General features: G+C 77.0%; 1 pseudogene. It reads right to left on the bottom strand.

Going from position 1 to position 1239, the window contains the following annotated elements:
- Positions 1-1239, bottom strand: a pseudogene (locus tag ND748_RS32305) (hypothetical protein); the annotation flags it as partial.

Consider the following 1239-nt stretch of genomic DNA (forward strand, 5'->3'; position numbering starts at 1 on the left):
GGTCGGCGGCGTCGCCGTCCGCGCGCAGCACCTGCGCGCCCCGTTCGCCGAGCTGCTCGGCGAGTCCGGCGTCGGCGCCGAGCAGCACCAGGCGGACGCTGTCGTCGACCTCGGCGAGGTGACGGGCGAGTGCGGCGGCGAGGCTGCCGTGACCGGACACCAGCACCGTCCCGGCTGTCCCGGCTACCGCGGCTGTCCCGGCTACCGCGGCTGTCCCGGCTACCGCGGCCGTGCCGGCCACCGCGGCCGTAGGGTCGGGGCGATCCGCCGAGTCCGGTTGGGTGGCAGCGCCGCTGGCAGCCGCCGGGATCGTCAGGTCCCGCGGGGTGAACCGGGTGAGGCGGGGAACGCGCACGGCCCCGTCGCGCAGGGCGAGCTGGGGTTCCCCGGTGGCGAGCGCGGCGGGCAGAGCCGCCAGCGACGCGTCCTGCTCGTCGAGGTCGACAAGGACGATCCGGCCCGGGTACTCCGCCTGCGCGGCCCGCACCAGGCCCCAGACCGCGGCCGACGCGAGTTGCGGCGTCTCCTCCCGCCCGGTGGCCACGGCAAGCGTGGTCAGTACGACCAGGCGGCCGTTCTGGCTGGCCGGGTCGTCCACCCAGGTGCGCAGGGCGTCGAACACCGCTGGGGCGCTGCCGGCGGGCAGCAGCGTCGCCTCGGGCGCCGACTGCGGCCGCTGCTGGCCCGGCTTCTCGCCTTCCGGCTGCTCCTCGCCTGGCCGTGCGCCCGTCGGCTGCTCCCCATCCGGCTGTGGCTGTTGCCCTGGCGCCTGCTCGCCAGCCGGTTGGTCGGCCGGTTGGTTGGCCGGCAGGTCGTCGGTGCGGAGAACTCGACGGATCCGATCGGTCAGGTTCCCCGCATCCGGCTGGCCGTCGGATCCGGCCGGGGCGAGCACCGCCCAGCGTGGTTGCGTCGCGTCCCGAGTCGGCTCGGCCGCCTCCAGCGACGTCCAGTCCAGGCCGAGCAGCCAGTCGGGCCGGGCCGCGGTCAGGCCGTCGGGGGAGACGTCGAGGTCGGCCGGGTCCGGCGTCCGCAGGCGGACGTCCGCGACGCTGGCAACGGCCGTGCCCGCCGGGTCGAACAGGTCGAGCGTCCAGCCGCCTTCTGCCGAGCCGGTGTCCTGCGCGCGGGCACCTCGGGTGTGGTCACCGGGGGCGGGACGGGCGAGGGTGAGATGCGCACGCACCTCGGCGGCGCCCGGGGCGTACAGAACGGCCCCGCGCCAGGCAAGCGGCAGCG

The sequence above is a fragment of the Frankia sp. AiPs1 genome (assembly GCF_023716945.1).
Taxonomy (GTDB): Bacteria; Actinomycetota; Actinomycetes; order Frankiales; family Frankiaceae; genus Frankia.